Annotated in this window: 18 protein-coding genes and 1 tRNA gene; 3 read left to right on the plus strand and 16 right to left on the minus strand. The window is 61.0% G+C overall.

Going from position 1 to position 18,892, the window contains the following annotated elements:
* Nucleotides 1–17: 17 nt before the first annotated feature.
* From AC2YB9_RS12725 to AC2YB9_RS12735, 3 genes are read right to left on the minus strand one after another with little or no spacing between them, the layout of a single operon-like run.
* Nucleotides 18–1,361: a Gfo/Idh/MocA family oxidoreductase gene (locus AC2YB9_RS12725; RefSeq protein WP_487265714.1), complete on the minus strand. Its 1,344-nt coding sequence runs from the start codon at nucleotides 1,359–1,361 to the stop codon at nucleotides 18–20.
* Nucleotides 1,362–1,391: 30 nt separating this feature from the next.
* Nucleotides 1,392–2,090 carry a 2-C-methyl-D-erythritol 4-phosphate cytidylyltransferase gene (gene ispD / locus AC2YB9_RS12730; protein WP_487265715.1) on the minus strand — a complete coding sequence of 233 codons (699 nt, stop codon included), beginning with the start codon at nucleotides 2,088–2,090 and terminating at the stop codon, nucleotides 1,392–1,394.
* Nucleotides 2,091–2,109: 19 nt separating this feature from the next.
* Nucleotides 2,110–2,961 carry a siderophore-interacting protein gene (locus tag AC2YB9_RS12735; protein ID WP_487265716.1) on the minus strand — a complete coding sequence of 284 codons (852 nt, stop codon included), beginning with the start codon at nucleotides 2,959–2,961 and terminating at the stop codon, nucleotides 2,110–2,112.
* Between the two features lie 18 nt (nucleotides 2,962–2,979).
* Between AC2YB9_RS12735 and AC2YB9_RS12740 the strand changes: the two genes are divergently transcribed.
* The gene (locus AC2YB9_RS12740) at nucleotides 2,980–4,929 is read left to right on the plus strand and encodes a M13 family metallopeptidase (protein WP_487265717.1); all 1,950 of its coding nucleotides are present in this window, start codon (nucleotides 2,980–2,982) and stop codon (nucleotides 4,927–4,929) included.
* Between the two features lie 75 nt (nucleotides 4,930–5,004).
* On the plus strand, nucleotides 5,005–6,234 hold the full coding sequence (locus AC2YB9_RS12745) for an MFS transporter (RefSeq protein WP_487265718.1): 1,230 nt from the start codon (nucleotides 5,005–5,007) through the stop codon (nucleotides 6,232–6,234).
* Between the two features lie 9 nt (nucleotides 6,235–6,243).
* Here the strand turns inward: AC2YB9_RS12745 and AC2YB9_RS12750 are convergent, their stop codons facing one another.
* The 5 genes from AC2YB9_RS12750 to AC2YB9_RS12770 form a co-directional block, all read right to left on the minus strand.
* Nucleotides 6,244–7,332 (minus strand): HTTM domain-containing protein, encoded by a 1,089-nt coding sequence (locus AC2YB9_RS12750; RefSeq protein WP_487265719.1) that lies wholly within the window; start codon nucleotides 7,330–7,332, stop codon nucleotides 6,244–6,246.
* 6 nt (nucleotides 7,333–7,338) lie between these two features.
* Nucleotides 7,339–8,109, minus strand: coding sequence for a DUF5819 family protein (locus AC2YB9_RS12755; protein ID WP_487265720.1), 771 nt, complete (start codon nucleotides 8,107–8,109; stop codon nucleotides 7,339–7,341).
* A gap of 107 nt (nucleotides 8,110–8,216) precedes the next feature.
* Nucleotides 8,217–9,506 (minus strand): hypothetical protein, encoded by a 1,290-nt coding sequence (locus AC2YB9_RS12760; protein ID WP_487265721.1) that lies wholly within the window; start codon nucleotides 9,504–9,506, stop codon nucleotides 8,217–8,219.
* A 154-nt stretch (nucleotides 9,507–9,660) separates the two neighbouring features.
* A complete protein-coding gene (locus AC2YB9_RS12765) occupies nucleotides 9,661–10,626 on the minus strand; it encodes an HTTM domain-containing protein (RefSeq protein ID WP_487265722.1) in 966 nt (321 codons plus the stop codon).
* Nucleotides 10,623–11,360, minus strand: a complete 738-nt coding sequence (locus AC2YB9_RS12770) for a DUF5819 family protein (protein WP_487265723.1) — start codon at nucleotides 11,358–11,360, stop codon at nucleotides 10,623–10,625. Before AC2YB9_RS12770 ends, AC2YB9_RS12765 begins: the two co-directional genes overlap by 4 nt.
* 167 nt (nucleotides 11,361–11,527) lie before the next feature.
* Here AC2YB9_RS12770 and AC2YB9_RS12775 point away from each other — a divergent pair, with 167 nt between their 5' ends.
* A complete protein-coding gene (locus tag AC2YB9_RS12775; protein ID WP_487265724.1) occupies nucleotides 11,528–12,802 on the plus strand; it encodes a DUF222 domain-containing protein in 1,275 nt (424 codons plus the stop codon).
* An 82-nt stretch (nucleotides 12,803–12,884) separates the two neighbouring features.
* On the opposite strand, the gene AC2YB9_RS12780 is transcribed toward AC2YB9_RS12775, so the two are convergent.
* The 8 genes from AC2YB9_RS12780 to obgE all read right to left on the minus strand — a co-directional run bounded on the left by AC2YB9_RS12780 (nucleotide 12,885) and on the right by obgE (nucleotide 18,741).
* A tRNA-Ala gene (locus AC2YB9_RS12780) sits at nucleotides 12,885–12,957 on the minus strand.
* Between the two features lie 63 nt (nucleotides 12,958–13,020).
* Complete coding sequence (locus AC2YB9_RS12785; RefSeq protein ID WP_487265725.1) at nucleotides 13,021–13,665, minus strand: histidine phosphatase family protein; 645 nt, start codon at nucleotides 13,663–13,665, stop codon at nucleotides 13,021–13,023.
* Nucleotides 13,662–14,015: a ribosome silencing factor gene (rsfS, locus tag AC2YB9_RS12790; protein ID WP_487265726.1), complete on the minus strand. Its 354-nt coding sequence runs from the start codon at nucleotides 14,013–14,015 to the stop codon at nucleotides 13,662–13,664. The genes AC2YB9_RS12785 and rsfS overlap by 4 nt, the downstream gene beginning before the upstream one ends.
* On the minus strand, nucleotides 14,012–14,623 hold the full coding sequence (gene nadD / locus AC2YB9_RS12795; RefSeq protein ID WP_487265727.1) for a nicotinate-nucleotide adenylyltransferase: 612 nt from the start codon (nucleotides 14,621–14,623) through the stop codon (nucleotides 14,012–14,014). Before nadD ends, rsfS begins: the two co-directional genes overlap by 4 nt.
* A complete protein-coding gene (locus AC2YB9_RS12800) occupies nucleotides 14,623–14,772 on the minus strand; it encodes a hypothetical protein (RefSeq protein WP_487265728.1) in 150 nt (49 codons plus the stop codon). Before AC2YB9_RS12800 ends, nadD begins: the two co-directional genes overlap by 1 nt.
* A 55-nt stretch (nucleotides 14,773–14,827) precedes the next feature.
* Nucleotides 14,828–16,075, minus strand: coding sequence for a glutamate-5-semialdehyde dehydrogenase (locus AC2YB9_RS12805; protein ID WP_487265729.1), 1,248 nt, complete (start codon nucleotides 16,073–16,075; stop codon nucleotides 14,828–14,830).
* A gap of 23 nt (nucleotides 16,076–16,098) precedes the next feature.
* Nucleotides 16,099–17,187 (minus strand): glutamate 5-kinase, encoded by a 1,089-nt coding sequence (proB, locus tag AC2YB9_RS12810; RefSeq protein WP_487265730.1) that lies wholly within the window; start codon nucleotides 17,185–17,187, stop codon nucleotides 16,099–16,101.
* A 3-nt stretch (nucleotides 17,188–17,190) separates the two neighbouring features.
* Complete coding sequence (obgE, locus tag AC2YB9_RS12815; protein WP_487265731.1) at nucleotides 17,191–18,741, minus strand: GTPase ObgE; 1,551 nt, start codon at nucleotides 18,739–18,741, stop codon at nucleotides 17,191–17,193.
* Between the last annotated feature and the right edge of the window lie 151 nt (nucleotides 18,742–18,892).

Raw genomic sequence — 18,892 nt, forward strand, 5'->3', positions numbered from 1 at the left:
ATTAGCCTACGCCAGGATCAGTTGATGATGTCCGCGTCAGCGCGGGCGGTCTCGATGACACGAGCCATCCACTGAGACTCCGAGCGACGCAGCTTGAAGTTCGATGACTTGCCCTGCCGGATCATCGAGCTGAACTCGGCGATCTCATAGCGCAGACCGTCGCCGTCGAACTTGTAGTAGAACTTCTTGTTGTCGTTAGGATTCTCGAACCGGCACTCGAAATACTCGGTCTTCCACCAGGGTGCAGGGACATAGAGATAACCTTGGGTGCCGCCAATTACGAGATCGCCCTCGGCTTTGACGCCGAGACCGACTCGCGCCGACGCCACGGCGTGCGGATAGCGCAAATCGATACGCGAGAATGTATCGACACCGCCTTGGGCTGACTTCAATGACACGGTGCGCTGCTCGACGTGATCTTCACCGAGTAGCTTGACGATCGCAACGAGCGGATAACTAGCCAACTCCGACAGGCTGCCGCCGCCCTGTTCGGGATCCAACTCGCGCACGTCACCGGACGTCAGTTTGGTGAACGTCGCGTCAACCGAACAGATCTCACCGATCGAACCGCTTCGCGCCACCGCCACCATACGAGCGAACCCTGGCGCGAAGGCTGTCTTGACGGCCTCGAGGAGCACCAGATTGCGTTCCTCGGCCAGTTCGAACAGCTCGGCGGTCTCTGCCGCGGTGAGCGTCAGTGGCTTTTCGCACAGGACGTGTTTGCCCTGCTCGAGCGCGTGACGCACCTGTTCGGCATGCGACAGATGTGGCGAAGCGATGTAAACGGCATCAACGTTAGCGAGTAACTCGTCGAAATCCTTGGCGCCGAGGTCGAGTTCGTGTCGCTCGACGAAAGCGGAAACATTGTCGTGATTGCGTGACCAGACTCCGTGGATGTCGACACCGCTGACGTAGTGCGCCTCGTCGACGAAACGGTGCGCGATTCTGCCGGTGCCCACGACGCCGACCCGCAAAATTCCGGCCGCCTCATTGCGCAGCATCGTGCTTGACACGCCCTTGGTGCGCTCAAGGTAGACAACTTTGCAATAGTCATTGAGATAGTCGAACTTGCCGAGCCAATCCGAGCCGATCGCAAAGATGTCGACACCGTGCTTTTGGATGTCGTTGATCTTCTGGCCCTCATACTCCTCAATGATGACCTCATCGGCCAGGCCACTCGCCTGCACATTGTGTACGCGCTCCATGAGGCTCTGCTGCACGTTGAGCTTGCCACGTGCGTCATCGAAGTTTTCGGTCGTCACGGCAACGATGAGATGATCGCCGAGCTCTTTGGCTCGTTCCAACAATCGGCGGTGACCGTCGTGGAAGAGGTCATAGGTGCCGTAGGTGATGACGCGCATCGGACTCCTTCAGTGCTGCTAGGTATTCGGCTACTTTAGCGTTCCATCGTCCAGTCGTTGCTTCGCCCTCGCGAAGTCGGCAGCGGTCGTGAGCTTGAAATTGTCCTCATCGCCAGCGACCAGAGCGATTTGCACGTCCGGGCGGTGAAGCAGCACCACCGAGCAGTCATCGGTAGAATCGCTGCCGGCCTCGACCGCTCGGCGGTGCGCATCACGGATTACGCCGCAACGAAAGCCTTGCGGCGTTTGGGCGCGACGCATCGTCGTCCGTTCGGGAACCTCAACCAACTCATTGACTGCGCCGTCCTGCTTGATCTGGTAGACCGTGTCAACGGAGTCAATAACGGTGCCGACTGCGTCGTAGGTACGCAAAGCGTCGAGGCAACGGTCAATGACTTCGGCTGGCAGGAACGGTCGCGCCACATCGTGGATCAGGACGAACGCGTTGTCATCGTCGATCAGCGCGAGTCCTCGCGCAGCGCTCGATTGGCGGCTGCTGCCGCCGGCAACCACTGTCGCTCCCGGGACCAGAAACGCCGCGCGTTCGACGAGATCGGCGGGCATGACGACCACGACGCGGCCGATCCGAGGGTGTCGTTCAAAGACGGCTACGGCACGTTCGAGGACTGTCACCCCGCCTAGGTCGGCAAGTTGTTTGGGGACGCTTTGTCCGGCCCGTTCCCCAACACCGCCGGCGAGCAGAAGCGCGGCCACGACCGGTGCGTTCACGAGATTCTCCACGAACCGATCACCCGCCTGATTTCAGGATCGCATCGCGCTGCTGGGACTTCCAGGCCCGGAATCCTTCCTCAGTAGTCCCCCGGCGCCAATAACCAGAGACCGAAACGTCAGATCGTGGGACACCCCGATCGCTGAGGACAAAAGGACGAACTGACTTCAGCAGCGCGGACTCGCCGTGCACAAAAACCTGTGCCCGGCCGGGCAGCCAGTCGAAGGTCCGTACGGCCTGATCGAGCAGTTCGGTCGAACCCGCTTCAGCATCGCCACGATGGAGCCAGTGCAGGTCGACGCCAGCCTCAGTTTGAAACTGGTGCTCGGCTTCTGGACCGTCAACCTCGATGAAGGCAACCGCCTTCGCGCCCACATCGAGCCGCTCCAGCCCGGCACCAATCGCCGGAATCGCAGCCTCATCACCTACGAACAGGTGCCAGTCGGCGGCCGGATCCGGAGCATAAGCGCCGCTCGGGCCACGCAGGTGCATCACGTCGCCGGGCCTCGCATCGCGCGCCCATGGGCCCGCAAAGCCAGTGTCACCATGGACCACGAAGTCGATCGCGAGTTCCTCAGCTGATCGATCGATCCAGCGAATCGTGTAGGTGCGTAGGACCGGCCACGATTCCGGTGGCACAACATCGCGCACCGCCAGCAGATCAAGTGGCTCGGGATAGTCGACCGAAGGGTCGAGGAACACGAGTTTGACATAACAATCGGTCGGCATTCCACCGGGAAGCTCCGGCAATGCCGCATACCGTTGGAGGAACAGTTCGAACCCGTCGCCACCGAGAACGACCCGCTGCATATCTGGCGTCAGTCGTTCGGTTCGCACGACGACGAGTTTGACTGGCTGATGCTTGCTCACGCTGTGTAGCCTATCGGCGTGAGCCAAGGCATCGATATTCAGCAATTTGACCCCAGTATTCGCCCCGCGGACGACCTGTTTCGCCACGTCAACGGCCCATGGCTGAAGACCGCCAAGATCAATGCGGATCGAGCAACCGCGGGCGCCTTCGTGGTCCTCGTCGACGAGGCCGAGGCCAAAATTCGGGCAATCGTCGAGCGTTCGGGAACCGAGGCGCAGGACGATGAGCAGCGCAAGATCGGTGACCTCTATGCGAGTTTCATGGATGCCAACCGGGCCGAAGAGCTCGGCGCGACCCCACTCGAACCCGAACTGGCCAAGGTCGATGCGATCGGCTCGATCGCCGACTTCGTGGCAACCCTGGGTGAACTCGAACGCTCCGGAGTCAGCGGTCTGCTGGGCATGTACATCGCCCCAGACGAGGGCAATCCGGACCGCTACATCACCTACTTGAATCAGAGCGGCATCGGGCTGCCCGATGAGTCCTACTACCGCAACGATGATTTTGCGCCGATCCGTACCGCGTATGTCGATCACATCACAACCGTGCTCGATCTTGCCGGCCTCGACGAGCCCGCTGCGCGTGCTGGCCGGGTGCTCGACGTCGAGACGCGCCTCGCCGCCCATCACTGGGATCGGGTCGCCTGCCGTGATGCGCAGAAGACCTACAACCCTAAGTCGAACGCCGAGTTGCGCACGCTCATGCCGTCGTTCGACTGGTCCGACTGGTCGGACAAAGCCGGAGTCGCCGACAACGTTCTCGCCGAGGTCATCGTCGGCCAACCCTCTTACTTTGAAGGTCTCGACAATCTGCTCGTCGAGGCTGAGCTCGATAATTGGAAGGACTGGCTGCGCTGGAATGTCGTACACAGCGGTGCTGCCTATCTGTCCAGCGCTTTCGTCGACGCCAACTTCGCGTTCTACGGCAAGACACTGAGCGGCACCGATGAACTCCGCCCGCGCTGGAAACGTGGCGTCGGCTTCGTCGAGGGCAATATGGGCGAAGCGCTCGGCAAGATCTATGTACGCACCGAGTTCCCGGCCGCTTCCAAGGAACGGATGCAGGGGCTGATTGCGAACCTGATCGAGGCCTATCGCCAGTCAATCAAGACGATCGCGTGGATGAGCGACGAAACCAAAGAGCGCGCCTTAGAGAAGTTGGACTCGTTCACTCCCAAGATCGGGCATCCCGACACCTGGCGCGACTACTCACAGCTCGTCACCGCGCCTGATGACCTACTTGGCAATGCCCGGCGTTCCTTGGCGGTCGCGATGGATCGCGAGTTGGCCAAGATCGGCAGCCCGATCGACCGCGACGAGTGGTACATGACACCGCAGACCGTTAACGCCTACTACAACCCGACCATGAACGAGATCGTCTTCCCGGCCGCGATCCTGCAGCCACCATTCTTCCACGCCGATGCTGACGATGCGGTCAACTACGGCGCGATCGGCGCGGTCATCGGCCACGAGATCGGCCACGGCTTCGACGATCAGGGCTCGCACTACGACGGCACGGGCGCACTGCGCAATTGGTGGACCGATGCTGACCGCCAATCGTTCGAAAAGCTCACCGGCGCGCTGATCGAGCAGTATGCAGCGCTGTCTCCCGCCGGCGCTGACGGCGCCACGGTCAACGGCGAACTTACGATCGGGGAAAACATCGGTGACCTCGGTGGCCTCGGCATTGCCTACAAGGCATACCGGCTCGCTCAAGGCGATCAACCGGGCGCCGACATCGACGGTCTCACCGCCGACCAGCGTTTCTTCATCTCGTGGGCGCAGGCTTGGCAGGGCAAGGTCCGCGAACAGGAAGTCGTACGCCGGCTTACCATCGATCCGCACTCGCCGCCCGAATTTCGCTGCAATCAGGTCGTCCGCAACATCGACGCGTTCTATGCTGCGTTCGATGTGCGCGCGGAAGACGAATTGTGGCTGGACCCGGCCGACCGCGTCACGATCTGGTAATCACACGCCGTGCGACGCAAGTAGAGTAGCCAGGTGGCAATGTGCTCACGTATTTTCCGACGACAGTGAGCACCGATGATTGAGCACGACGGTAGCGACGAACGGGTTGCGATCCAGCGACGGACAGTTCAGATTCTGTCGGCGTCCCAGGTCATCGGTGGGATCGGCAACGGTGCCGGTTTTGCCGTCGGCGCGCTGATCATCAAGGACGTGAGTGGTTCCTCCGCGTGGGCCGGTATGGCCACCGTGATGCTCACGCTCGGCGCCGCTCTCTTCACCCTTCCACTTGCCTCGCTCGCCAATCGCGCCGGTCGCCGTCCGCCGTTGACGCTCGGCTGGCTGATCGGGGCGAGTGGCGCCGTAGTCACGATCGTCGGAGCGAATTTCAACTCGTTGACCGTATCGCTATTTGGCCTCATCCTGTTTGGCGCAAGCACTGCAGCCAATCTTCAATCCCGCTTTGCCGCCGTCGACCTCGCCAAACCACGCCAGATCGGTCAGGCGCTGTCGCTGGTGATCTGGTCGACCACGATCGGCGCAGTAATCGGTCCCAATCTGATCGGCCCGGGCGCCTCGCTCGCGCGAGTACTGGGCATACCGGCTCTCGCCGGACCGTTGGTGTTCTCCGGCACTGGCTTCCTGCTCGCTGGCATCCTGATCTTCACGACACTGCGACCCGATCCCTTGATCGAAGCCGGCGGAGGGGACGGATCGTCACGCTCAGGCCTCGCACATGCACTCCCCTACGTTCACGGAAGCACCCTCGCCGGCATTCTCACTGTCGCGTCTGCACATGCCGTCATGGTGTCGGTCATGGCGATGACACCGGTGCACATGCAGGATCACGGCTCAAGTCTGGACATCATCGGGCTCACCATCAGCCTGCACATTGCCGGAATGTATTCCCTGTCCCCCGTCATGGGCTGGCTCAGCGACCATTGGGGCGCTCGACCCACAATCCTGATGGGTCAGTCACTGCTGATCGCAGCGGTCGGGGTAGCTGGCACTGCGGGACCCTCCGACTTCCAAATCACCGTCGGCCTCGTGCTGCTGGGGCTCGGCTGGTCGGCTTCAGTGATCGCCGGATCAACCCTGCTGACCCAAGACCTCGATCCGGCGGTCCGGCCGTCCGTGCAGGGCCTGAGCGACCTAACCATGAACCTTGCAGGCGCCACAGGCGGGCTGATTGCCGGCCTCATCATGGCCGGCTGGAACTTCGGCACCCTCAACGCTTCTGCGGCCGTCCTGACACTGCCTGTCATCTTCGTCGTGTTCGCTGGCCGGCGAACGATTAAGACTGCCTGAACGCAACGCCTAGAACGCGCGGCGTTTGCCCGGACTCAACCATTGCCGAACGTCGTCACGACGATCCCGTATGTCGTCGAAGCGATCTTCAAACCAATACCGCGCGGGTGTCGTGACGTCGCCCAGCCACCCCGCCATGCCTTCAAAGGTCGATGTCGACACGAAGATCGCCGTTGGCGCGAGAATCGCCAGCGATGCCACCGGAAGCGACATGATCAGCGCAAAGAAAACGTTGACAACTATCGCCAGCGCGATCACGATCCATCGGGTGATCCGGTTGATCAGGAAAACGCCAAAGAAGAGTTGCGTGAACAACACCGCATACGTGATGAGTGCGAGCAGGATCGCGCTATGGCTAAATAGGTCCGACAGCCACGGGAAGGGCCGGTAGTCCGGCAGTTGCATCGTCGAATACAAGGCGGTGCCATTCCGCCATGCCACCGAAGTGATCTTGGTCAGGCCACCATTCATATAGATCAGGACGGTTTGCGCGGCTAGACCCGCGATGCCAATATTGTGCACGCTGGTCGAAAGCCACGCCGGGACCGTCTCATGGCTGTTCCAGGCATTCTTGAGCGCGGTGACGCCGCCCGCGTCCATAAGCGGTTTAGATTGCCGCCGACGATCGTCCAATGACCAATGTGATGAGGAGTCGATCAGCAGCATCCACAGCAGGGCGAGCCGAATCAGGTTGTCCGTCGATGTACCAACCACCGGGTTTTGGCCGACAATTGCGATAAAGCCGAATGTGGTGAGAATCGTCGCAATCCGTGTGTGCCAACCGAGCAGGAACGCCAGCGCACTCACCAGCACAAGGCTGTAGACGACCGTGACAATAAAACCACTCGCGCCAGCCAGAATCGTCAGTTCAGGGAAGCTGCTGGCCGAGCGGGATGGGTCCGCCCACACTGAGGCCGGACCGATCCACAGTTGACGGGTCGAGAAGTTGCCAACCAGTAGTAGGAGCACTGCGGCGCCCAGCAAGATGCGACAGGCCGCCGCGCCGTACGCGGCCTTCTTATCATCGAGCAGCCACCCCTCGAGTCCGTCCCGAGCGTCATAGAACCTATCGGAAACGGCCCACATCAATTCACGCAACGGTGATCACTTCTTCACGTAGGAGTCGAATTCGGACTGGGCATCTTCTTGGGCCGGAAGTGCTTTGCGCCAGCCGAAGGAAAAGTAGGTGTACGTTGCCGCCGCGGCTTTGTCACGGTCCTTGAAGCGTGGCATGGTCTTGCGGCCGACCTTGTATTGAATCTTCGTTATCTCAGCACCCGATGCGGCCGTCGCATACAGAGACGTGGCGTACATCGTGGCGAACTGCGTCGTCATCGTGTCGTACGCCAAATAGTTCGAGACGACGACTGGGACGCCGCCCGCGCCATAGAGCGATTCCGTCAGCTTGCCGCGCGAGTCCTTCACGTAACTCTTCTGCACCAATAGCTTCTGGTCGAAGTTGAGCCCGAATGTCGCGGCATTCAGGTTGGTGGCGAGCCGCCGATTGATGAGGTGGACCCGCGCCGGCTGAAGGCTGTGCCGCAGGGCCGGACGCTCGATCTTCGTGACATCGACCCAGCCAGTCGTGCGCTTCTTGCCAGCGGCGACATCGAGGACCTCGGCCCGAATTAGCAGCCGTTCGTCGACGAACTGCGCACTCGGATCGGCATTGCCCCACGATTGCTGAAAATAGGGATCCACGTAGCTGGCAAGTCGGGTCGAACCGACCGCGTCGCGGATGGGGCTAGATGGCGCTAGCCAGATGGCAATCAGGATCGTATGGACGACCGCTAGCAGGGCGACCGTCAGGATCGCTGTGCGCTGCCAACCGTGAGGTGAGTCGCCGCTGGGGGCGGTTTGCTCATTGGCGGGCATGTCGTTCATCCTACGGGTCGGCCAGCACATGAAGGTGACGCGGGAAGGGCCGGCGACCATCTCTTTCGAGGTAGTCGCCGGCCCTTCACCGGTTCAGCGGTTAGACCTTACTGCTTGGCCAAACGGCGCTTCTCATTTGCTAGGACTGCTGAGCCGAAGCCAACCAATCCGAGCGCGAGGAGCAGCAGCGGCAGCACATTCGGTGCACCCGTGTTCGGCAGCGCCGAGGTCACGCCTGCATCGGCGTTGGCGTCCGCATTGGCGTCAGCCACCGCGTCAGCGTTAGCGTCAGCATCGGCGTCCGCAATCGTGTCCTGATCCGCCGGAGCATCGGCATCGGCGTTGGTGTCCTGATCCGCCGGAGCGTCAGCATCAGCGTCCGTTGCGCCCGCGGCACGGTTCGGACCGCAGGTGACCTTGGCCAACTTGAGGTCATTCGCACCGTCGAGCAGGTTCAAGTGCAGGGCGGTCACGCTGATCGCGCCCGCAGTCTTCGTCTGCTCGTTGACCGTGCCCGAGACAAGTTTCTCGATCGCATTCCCGAGCGGTGTCAACACTGGATCTTCCAATGCATCGAACAACGTGTTGAGGACCTGGTCCTTGAGACCGGCCAACACCAGGTTGAGCGGATCAAGTGCACCGCCGAGGCTGCTGCTCAAGGAGTCTTGAATGCCGGTGATGACGTCGTCCACAATCTGCTGTGCCGCTTCGTCCGAGCCGACGACCAGGTTGGAGTTGGGTGTAGTCGCGATAGTGATCGGCACGTTAATGACCTGGTCACCAAGCTTGATGGTCAACTTGATGGATGCAACCGTCGCGGTGCCACTGGCCGATTTCGGCTTGGCCTCGCACGTTGCCTCAACCGCACCAATTTGCAGTGAGACGGGCAGCGCCTTGTCAACCGCGCCCAGCGCGGTCTGCAACGCGTCGTCGATCGGCGTAACGAGTGGGTCCAGCGCGCCACGAACCAAGGCCTTAAGAACTGGGTCATCGATTGCATCAACGATCGGATCGAGGATGGTACCGGTATCGATGTTGCCGATATCGTCGACCAGATCGGTGATGTCGAGCGATGGGCCCAACGGAACGATGTTGATCGGGGCGACGCTCGCGTCAGCCTTCGATTTTCCGTTCTCGGACGCAGTCGCATGCTGCGAATATGCGTCAACGCCGGTCGTATCGAGTCCTTCGCCACACTGCCCAGTGGCAGTGCCGTCAGGAAAAGCGACCTTGCAAGGCGTTCCGCTGATGATCTGAGTCAGACCATTGCTCGTAACTGCCGCGGACGTAGCCTGCGCAACTGGATCTGGTGCACCACTCGCTGAGAAGGACAGTGCCAGCGAAACAAGCGCCATCACCAGTCCAAGCGCGATGGAATTCTTTCCAACCCTTTTCATCCGGGTGTTCTCCTCTAAATCAAACGCCATGTCATTGGGTCCCCGAGCACGCCAAGGTCCACACGCAAAGCAGCACAGGGGCCACCAGCGGGATTAGTCTAGCCATAATTGCGACAACTCGCATACCACCCCCGGAAAAATTCCACCAAATACACTAATTAGCGGCGTCTGGCTCCGAATCGGCCAATTTTCGATCGCGCCGCTCCCTGAACATCCGACGACGGAGCACCGACTCCAATCGGAACCAGGATCGATCGCTGATCAGCAGCACGTCAACGGCGATCATGACGAGCGAAAAGTACAGAATCCCCATGAAAATCCCGATGCCCAAATGCATACCGGTCAACGTGATCAGCGCAAGAAAGCGTGTCGGTCGATACATCAGCAATACCGGCACGAGCAGCTGCACCCCGATGGCGGTGTACGAAGCAACAGCAACGATCCAGCCATGATCGGTCAACAGATGGATGTGGTCGTTCCACGGCGAATATGTCTTCACCTGAAGCGGGTAGTAGACCGCGGTGCCACCCATCCACTTATCGCTCTGCACCTTCCACAACGCCGAGGCGACATAGACCATGACGATCTGGTGAATGATCAGGATGATCGCAATATTGTGAAGCGTCGTCGTGAACCAGTCGGGCAATATCGCTGGTATTCGGCCGCGACGCTCCCGCAACCAACTGTCGACCGACCAGTGCCGTCCCGAATCGACAAAGCACATATAGAGCAGGACCATGCGCAGCACCGCATCGCCGCCCGAACCGACCAGCGGATTGGCGACATAGAGCGACATCCAGAACAGCAACGCAAGAATCGTCGAAGCGCGAGTCGCAAATCCCAGCATCATGGCGATGCCGACAAGAATCGTCACAATGTATGCGAGGTTGAAAATCCAGCCTTGTGAGTCGACGAAGAGATAGTTCAGAAAGTCTGGCCATCCGCGCCCGCCTTGGATCGGATCGGTCCAGGCCGCCCCGTCGCCCCACGTGTATTGGCGATCAGGCCAGTTGGCGAGCAGCTGGCTCCAGATGATGAAGCCCAACAACATCCGCGTGACCGCGAGTCCGTACGTCGAATGTTTCTCTCCGATGAGCCATTCCCACGAGCGCGCAATCATCGATGCCGCCGATAGAACGAGGTAATAGTGTCTTGCTCAGCTTTGCTGGCCTGAATCGGCGCACGCCATCCGCTACGTCGGACCGTTGGCGCCGGCCGAACGTAGTCCTTTTTGCTGCGTTCAGAGTATGGGGCGACACTTCGATCGACTATCCGATATCGAACTGCCGTGAAGTCGACACCCGGGTGCGCGGCCTTGAGCGCCGAGGTTGCCAGCCCAATGATCGTGGTTTCGTAGCGCAAATAAAGATTGACGGTACCGGCATTGTCCGACTCTTCAGTCAGTTTTTTACGCAGTGCTGCATAGCCGTCAAGCGCCGTCTTCTTGTCGTTGAGTGCTGTTTCGCGCTGTTGCTGAGTCATCGCGAGGAAGCGACTGTTGAGCGGGCCAACCATCTTGTTGGTGATGTAGCCGGCCCGACCGCCAACAAGTTTGTGATGTACGAGGTCCAGTTCGACGTCGGTCCAATTGAGCCACTTCGTCGTCCTGCTGGAGCCGTCCGCCAACGAGTACTGTCCACGGAACTCGATTGAACGGTCCGATGAGATCGGATTGGGTGCGAACAGTCGCCAATTCTGCGTGAAGAACGGATTCAGATAGGCGGTCACCGGTTTGAGGCTTGTCGAGGTCTTATTGGTAGGTATTGCCGCGGTTGTGACCGAGAGGAGATGGAAGCCGGCGATCGCCACAATGAGGCCGACCACCACCATCTGCATTCGACCGGGCTTCTGCACGGGGACAAACCTAGCAACCACAATTCGCCCCCACTTCGTTGCGGCTGAGAACGCAAAAATATGTCTCCTTATTTGGTGAAAATCTCTTGTATTCATGGGTTTTTATGACTATACTCGAACATGTGTTCGATAGAATGTTTTAGTGGCGGATTCGGGGTGAATCAGTGATGGCGGATGCAGTGTTGATCGACCGGTTGGTCGCGCGCCAGAGCACAGCGTTCGTCGCTGAGTGTGCCCAGGTTATGGACATGCTGGTCTTCGTTGCTGACGCCCGCAGCCACGGCGAGGCGATCGGTGGCCATGGCCGCACGGTTGGCCAGAAAGTTGGCCAGTTGGAGGCCGAGGCCGCGGTGCACGAGTTGTCGCTCGCGCTACTGATCCCGGTCGGCGTCCTGCAGCGGCTGCTCGCGGCCGCCCGCTACGCCCGCGCCCGGCTGCCGCACGTCTGGGACGGGTGGGCCCGTGGCCATCTTGGTGCCGGCCATGTCGGGCTGATCGTGGCCACCGCTGGCCGGCTCGAACGCCCCGACTCAATCACTCGTTTGGACGTCATGGTTGTGGACATCGCCAGCAGCCGGACGTTGGAGCAGTTACGTCGCTGGCTGGCCCGCTTCGTCGACCGGATCGAACCCGATCTCGCCGAACAACGACACCGCCAAGCCCGCCGCGAACGCCGTGTCCACCTGGAAGTCGGCGACGACGGCATGAGCTGGCTAATGGCCCTGCTGCCCTCAACCGAAGCCGCAGCGATCGACCACCGCATCGAACAAACCGCCCGCACACAACCAACTACCGGACGGACACACTCCCAACAGCGCGCGGACGCGCTCAGCAGCCTGCTCCTCGGCGACACAACCGCCACGGGCACCACCAGCCCAACCAATCGGGCACGAATCGATATCGGTGTCGTTGTCCCGATCCAATCAGTCATGGGCTTATCCGATGCGCCCGGTGAACTGATCGACCGGTCCGCATCCGTCCCCGCCAGCTACATCCGCGATCTTGCCATCCAGCCCGGCACCCTGTTCTGGCGACTCCTCACCGACAAGACCGGCAAACTACTCGACGTAACCCGTGTTGGCAGGTTCGCCACCGGCGACCTGGGCATGGCGATCCGGTTCCGCGACGGCACCAGCGTCTTCCCCACCTCAACCGTTCCGGCCAGCGACTGCGACACCGACCACACCACCGCATATCCCGCCCCGACCACCGCTGCGAACCTCGGTGCCCTACATCGACGAGCCCACCGCCTCAAAACCGCCGGAACATTATCGGTCACCCAAACCGAACCCGGCACCTTCGACTGGACCACCAGCACCGGCCACCACTACCAACAATCCCCCGACCCACTCCCCGTCCAACCCTGGCACCCCGACCCCTGGTTCACCCCAGAATTCATCACCCACACCGAACACGACATCACCCACGGCATCACCGCCTAAACCCGTCGAGCTTGGGCGGAGTGGCGCCCGTGTGGGAAAGAAAAAAGCCCCACACAATGTGTGGGACCTTCTTTGAATCGTGTGGAGCATAGGAGATTCGAACTCCTGACCTCTTCCATGCCATGGAAGCGCGCTACCAACTGCGCCAATGCCCCGAACACTCAACATATTCGAGCAGGTCAATCCTAACGGTATCCGCAGCCCGACCCAAATCCGGGTCAGTCGTCGTCGGAGAGGGTCGGCTCTGGCAGCGTTCCAGCATTCCATTCGGTGATCCGCCACATGTTCTCCGCGCCGAAACGCGACTCCTGCAACACCGACCAGGCACAGTTGCTGAAACCGCCGAGTGAACGCCAATGCGCTTGCCCGATCCCCACGAAGGTGCAGGCTCCCACGCGCAGCACTGCGCCATGCGCGACCACAACTAGCGGCCGATCATCGCCGAGGTCTTCGCACGCTTCCTCAAGCACATCGGCGAAGCGGCGGCCCGCTTCCCGATAGGTTTCACCGCCGGGCATTCGGTAGTCATCGCCGGTGATCCAAGCACGCATTTCATCGGGATAGGACTCCCAGGCTTCCTTCGAGGTAAGTCCCTCCCGGACGCCAAAGTGCAGTTCACGGAGCCGTTCATCGACTTCGACCGGGACCCCGCAGAGTTCACCGAGAACGCCGGCCGTTGCGGCCGCACGCGAAAGGTCCGAGCTGAGGATTCGTGCCGGGTTGAGTGTGGCCAAGCGCGCGGCCGCGGCCTCGGCCTGCGCATAGCCGGTGTCGTCAAGTGGCACATCGCTTTGGCCCTGAACCCGCCCGGCCGCGTTCCATGCCGTACGCCCATGCCGCCAAAGAATAATCTGCCGACTCAATGCAACCCGACCACCGGACAGTCGTTCCACAGCCGTTCAAGCGCATAGAACTCACGTTCTTCGTGATGCTGGATGTGGACAACAATCTCGAAGTAGTCGAGCAGAACCCAGCGGGCTTCGCGGGCACCTTCACGGCGTACGGGCTTGGCGCCCAATTCATGGAGTTTGTCCTCAACCGCGTCTTGGATCGCACGCACTTGTGGCTCATTATCGGCCGAGCAAAGCAGAAAGATGTCAGTGATATAAAGCTGTTCAGAAACGTCGAAGGCAATGATCTTCTTGGCGAGTTTGTCGCTGGCCGCGGCCGCAGCCGCCCGGGCGAGCTCGATCGCGTGTTCGCTGGCGCTCATGTGGTCGTCTCATAAAGACGATGTTTGCCGATATATTGGACGACTCCGTCGGGCACGAGGTACCAGACCGGCTCGCCCCGAGCCACGCGCAAGCGGCAATCGGTTGACGAGATCGCCAAGGCCGGAATCTCGACGATCGTGATTCGATCGGTCGGCAGGCCTTTGATCGTTTCCTCAGTCATTTCGTGACCTGGCCGCGTACAGCCAACGAACTCGGCAAAGTCAAAAATTTCGTCATGCTCGCGCCACGTCAACAATTGGGCGAGCGCATCGGCGCCGGTGATGAAGTAGAGGTCGGCATCGGGCATCGAAGCTTTAAGATCGCGGAGCGTATCGATCGTGTAGGTCGGACCGTCCCGATCGATATCGACGCGGCTGACCTCAAAGCGCGGATTTGCAGCGGTCGCAATGACCGTCATCAGATAACGATCCTCGGCCGTGGAGACGACGCGATCGGCCTTCTGCCACGGCTCGCCGGTCGGCACAAACACCACCTGGTCCAAATCGAACCAAGACTGGACTTCACTCGCAGCGACAAGGTGTCCGTGGTGGATCGGATCAAAGGTGCCACCCATGACACCGACCCGCCGGCGGGCATTGCCGGACATCAGGAGTGTTCGCGTCCCTTGCCGAACGCCAGCAGGGCGAGCATGAGAACAGTGAGGGCCGCCAAAGCAATGGCGCCGATCACGTACGGGTTGATACCGCTGGCGCTCAGCTGTTCAGCGTTTTCTGCGGCTACAAGAGTCATCGACATACCGACAATCTACCGTGTGCCCTGCCGGTAGGCGGCTGGGACCGGCAGGAACAGTTCAGCGGGTCTGACCCGACCCGGTCACGATGTAGGTCGTCGTGGTCATCTCGGTCAGTCCCATGGGTCCGCGAGCATGCAATTTTTGCGTCGAGATGCCGATCTCAGCACCGAAACCGAACTCACCGCCGTCGGTGAATCGAGTCGAAGCATTGACCATAACCGCCGCCGCATCCACGCCCATTGAGAAGCGTTGGGAGGCCGCCAACGAGCCGGTCACGATTGCCTCAGTGTGACCCGAGGAGTGCGTACGAATGTGCTCGATCGCTGCGTCCAGCGAATCGACGACACGTGCCGACAGATCGAGATCGAGATACTCCAGATCATCGTCTTCGGCGACCACCGGTACGACCGCTGAGTTGATTGCCTGGAACGCCGCGTCGCCGTGGATCGTGACGCCCGCCGCGGTGAGCGCTGCGACGACCCGCGGCAAAAATTCGTCCGCGACGGCTTTGTGCACAAGCAGCGATTCGGCAGCATTGCATACGCTGGGTCGATGGGTTTTGGAGTTGAGCGTGATGGCAAGAGCCATGTCGAGATCGGCGTCAGCGTCGACGTACACGTGACAGTTGCCGGTGCCGGTCTCAATGACGGGAACTGTCGACTGTTCGACGACCGCGCGGATGAGGCCCGCTCCCCCACGTGGAATGACGAGATCGACCAGCCCGCGTGCCTGCATCAACTCGGTCGCAGACGTACGGTCATCGGCGGGCAGGCCCTGAATCAGATCGATGGGAAGACCCACCTGCTCCAGCGCTCCGCGCAGCGCCTCGACAATCGCCGCATTGGATCGGGCCGCCGAGGACGACCCGCGCAACAGCACAGCGCTGCCCGCTTTGAGGCAAATCGCAGCCGCATCAGCGGTGACATTGGGACGAGCCTCATAGATCATGCCGATGACGCCCATCGGAACACGGATCTGTCGCAGCTGAAGACCATTGGGCAGAGTCGAACCGCGTACGACCTCGCCGACCGGATCGGGCAGCCCGGCGACGTCACGGGTTCCCTCAGCAATGCCAACGATGCGCGCGGCATCGAGGCTAAGCCGGTCAATGATGCCCTCGTCAATCCCGGCCGCACGGGCGGTCGCAACATCGACAGCATTGGCTTCAAGGATCTGGTCGGTGTGCGCGATGAGCGCATCGGCCATCGCTTCCAGCGCAGCGTCCTTGCCGGCACGAGGGGTCAGCGCCAGCGTCGCGGCGGCGGTACGAGCGCGGCGCGCAGCAGCATGGACGAGTTGTTTCATGTGTCGATTCTACCGACCGTGAATCAGATCAACATCAGGTCGTCGCGGTGGACGAGCTCACGCTCATACGCGGCGCCGTACTCGGCGGCCAACTCGTGCGTGTTGTGACCGATCAGCTTGGGGATCTCAACACTGTCGTAGTTGACGATCCCACGTGCGACTACGGCGCCGCCCTGATCGATCAATTCGATCGGATCGCCAGCGGAGAACGGCCCGCTGACACCCGTGACACCAGCGGGCAGCAGCGATGCGTGCTTGTTCGTGATCGCGCGGACGGCGCCGGCATCGAGGGTGACCGAGCCTTTCGTATCGCTCGCATGTGCCAGCCACAGCAGCCGCGACGAACGCCGCTTGCCGGTCGCCAAGAATCTGGTACCGACGGGCTCGCCACCGATCGCCTCAGCGGCGTATTTAGCATCGGTGAGCACAACTGGTATTCCCGCGCACGTTGCGATCCTGGCTGCGTCGACCTTGGTGATCATGCCGCCGGTGCCGACCTTGGACGCGCTCGGGCTGCCCAAGTCGATCGATGCGAGATCAGCTTCACCCGATATCACCGGAATAATTTTCGAGCCGGGGCGATTCGGATTATCGGTATACAGGCCATCGACGTCGGTAAGCATCACCAAAAGATCTGCTTTGACCAGATGTGCAACGAGTGCCGCGAGCCGGTCGTTGTCGCCAAAGCGGATCTCGCTGGTCGCGACGGTGTCGTTTTCGTTGACGATCGGGATAACACCGAATTCGCTCAGCTTGGCGAAGGTTTGGTAGGCGTTGCGATAGTGCCCACGGCGTGTGACGTCATCGACGGTCAGCAACACCTGACCCACCTGCAGTCCGTGTTTGGCGAACCGTTCGGAATAGTGCGCAACGAGCGCGCCCTGCCCAACGCTTGCTGCCGCCTGCTGCGTCGCGAGATCGCTAGGCCGTGAACGAAGCCCCAGCGGGCCGAGCCCGGCCGCAATCGCACCGGAACTAACCAGAACGACTTCATCGTGACGTTGGTACGCGCCAGCGATCGCATCGACGATCAGGTCGACCCGCTCGGGATCAAGATGTCCGCTGAGCGACGTCAGCGACGAGGAACCGACCTTGACGACGATGTGCGCCATGCGTCAGTCCTCGTCCGTGTTCTGGCGTTCGTCGTCCCCCGCCACTGTCTCCTCATTGTTAACTGTCTCCTCGCCCACAGTGAAGTCGGGATTGACCCAGTCCGGGTCTTTCTCCCGCTCGGCGCGCGCCGCAGCCTCGTAGGCGCGGCTCTCAGCAAGCTCTTCACGCCGCTCCTTCGAAGTCCGTCGCTCGTTGTCGTCGAAACGTGCATCTTCGCCACGCCGACCCAACATCTCGGCCCCGGCCGTATTCTGCGGATCGAAATCGAACATCACAGCATTCGCGTCGTCGCCAATGACGATGTCGTCACCGGCACGGGCACCGAGTTCGACGAGTCTGTCCTCGACCCCCAGCCGGTTGAGTCGGTCGGCCAGGAAACCGGTTGCTTCATCATTGCTGAAGTCGGTTTGGCGAACCCAACGGATCGGCTTGTCGCCGGTGACAATCCACTGATCATCCCGATTTTCAATCATGAACTCGTCACCGACACCGGCTTCGGCCTTGGGCCGAAGCACGATCTTGGTGATCTCTGCCTGCGGCGTGGCAGCGCGCTTGGAGCGCACGACTTCAGCCATCGCGAAGGAGAGCTCGCGAAGCCCTGCGTGGCTTGCTGCCGAGACATCGAATACGTCCAGTCCACGGCCTTCAAGATCAGCGCGAACGAAGCTGGCAATTTCTTTGGCGTCGGGGACATCGGTCTTGTTGAGCGCGATGAGCCGCGGCCGATCCTCGAGCCCGCCATAGGTGGCCAACTCGTTCTCGATGACGTCCAGATCGCTGAGCGGATCACGGCCCGGCTCGACGGTCGCACAGTCGATCACATGCACGAGGGCTGCGCAGCGTTCGATGTGGCGCAGGAAGTCATGGCCGAGGCCCTTGCCTTCGCTTGCACCCTCGATCAGACCGGGAACATCGGCGACAGTGAACGTCAGCTCGCCTGCCTTGACCACGCCAAGGTTGGGGATGAGTGTGGTGAACGGATAGTCGGCAATCTTGGGCCGAGCCCGCGACAGCGCCGCAATCAGGCTCGACTTGCCCGCGCTAGGAAATCCCACAAGTCCGATGTCGGCGACAACCTTGAGTTCGAGCGTGATCGTGAGCGCTTCGCCCGGCTCACCCTTGAGCGCAAAACCAGGCGCCTTACGTTTGCTGGAAGCGAGTGCGGCATTGCCGAGGCCACCACGACCGCCGGCCGCGATGACAAGTTCAGTGCCGGGACCGACCAGATCGGCAAGTACCTCGCCACCCTCATCGCGGATGACCGTGCCGTCGGGAACGCGGAGCGTGATCGACTCGCCATTGGAACCACTGCGGTTGTTGCCCGCGCCATGGCCACCGTTGCCGCCCGTCCGATGCGGCTCATGGTGGAAGTCGATCAGGGTTGTGACATCGGCACCAACGTGAAGAATCACATCGCCGCCATGACCACCGTTGCCACCATCGGGTCCGCCGAGTGGCTTGAACTTCTCGCGGTGAACCGAGGCGATTCCGTTGCCTCCGGAGCCGCCCGTCACATGCAGCGTCACTTTGTCGACGAAGCTAGGAATTGCCACGGCGCGCTCCTTTCGGTTGGGTCAAGCTGGGTGGTTCAAATAGACACTCGGTCTAATCAAATAGACACTGGGTCTAATCAAATAGACACTGGGTCTAAATAGACAAGGGGCAGCCCGCTACTGCGGACTACCCCTTGTCGGAATGTCTGCT

The sequence above is a fragment of the Aeromicrobium changchenzhani genome (genome assembly GCF_057586615.1).